Genomic DNA, 1,255 nt, shown 5'->3' with positions numbered 1-1,255 from the left:
CCCACCTTGTTTTTGGAAAACAGAATAATCTAACATACAAATGTTAACGTAGATTCATGCACTACTAGTATAAAAAATCGTGACGATAGAAATCAATGACAATCAATAACAAGTACACTAGATTCGGACTCTCAGTTGCAGCGGTATTTACAGCAATGATTCTGGTAACAGGCATAATTGATCCAGCCGTAAACCAAGCTTATGCATCTTCAACTGTTGATGGGAGGGCCACGGCCTTGTCGATAAGTTCACCACTTGGGTCTATTACTTCGATGGACACTGGTTCACTTGCATCATCAGAAAAAAATGAAATCGATGCGACTCCTATAACGATACAGACTCCTATAGTAACAGCAGACGGACTGCTCTCAGTTGCCATGGGTTCTTCGCAGGCGGAAAGCCAATCGGCACTAGGCCAGTTGGTCTTACTGCCAAGTAGTCCAAACCAGATAACTGCATACTTTGCAATGGCAGAATCTAAAGCCACATGTTCCGGAGTTTCAGGATCAAGCAGCATCACTAATCTTACCATGGCAGGACAAACCATTCAGGTTACTGGACAGCCAAACCAGGTTGTGACAGTACCAGGGGTATTGAAACTCACCATAAATGAGCAGATTGTTAGCCCTAACAGCATAACAGTGAACGCATTACACGTACATACTGCCGACGGAACTGACGTTATAATTTCCAGTGCAAAGAGTTCAGTTTCCTGTGCGACCACAACTTCCACAATTGGTGCATTATTCAATCTTGGTCTTGTTCACAATGCATATGGATTAGGAACCAGTTGTGCTGATTATACTACAGGAGGAGGCTGGGTACAACCACCACCAAACAAGGGAACATTTGGTTTTGTTGCAGGTTACATGAATGGTGCAACCAGTCCAAGTGGAAACCTGGATTATAATGACCACACATATGGCATAACCATAAACGCGACAGACGTGCAATACTACAATTGTGGTCCCTATAACAATTCCAGGATATTCAGTGGTGACGCAGAGGTCAACAATGCAGCCGGATACTGCTACAAGGTCTATGTGCAAGATAACGGAGAGCCTGGCACAAACACTGACTTCTTTGCCATATGGGAATGGGCTTCATCAACAGGTTGTCCTACTGATGGCTCAGGTCCACCTTCTGGAACGCCGTACTATGCTACAGGTAACTATCTCGGCGGCGGTAACATACAACTGCACACCTGATGAGATCTATTCAGATCTAATCCCTATTTTTTTTAATTTTGTAATAA

At 43.7% G+C, this 1,255-nt stretch carries 1 protein-coding gene; it reads left to right on the top strand.

Annotated elements, in window-relative coordinates:
* Window positions 1-95 precede the first annotated feature (95 nt).
* Complete coding sequence (locus tag DYY66_RS07645) at window positions 96-1,208, top strand: choice-of-anchor P family protein (protein WP_166287745.1); 1,113 nt, start codon at window positions 96-98, stop codon at window positions 1,206-1,208.
* The last annotated feature ends 47 nt before the right edge of the window (window positions 1,209-1,255 follow it).

The sequence above is a fragment of the Candidatus Nitrosotalea sp. FS genome (assembly GCF_011319475.1).
GTDB lineage: Archaea > Thermoproteota > Nitrososphaeria > Nitrososphaerales > Nitrosopumilaceae > Nitrosotalea.
Note: the sequence above shows the minus strand (reverse complement) of the source record. Positions and strands in the feature narration are given on the sequence as shown.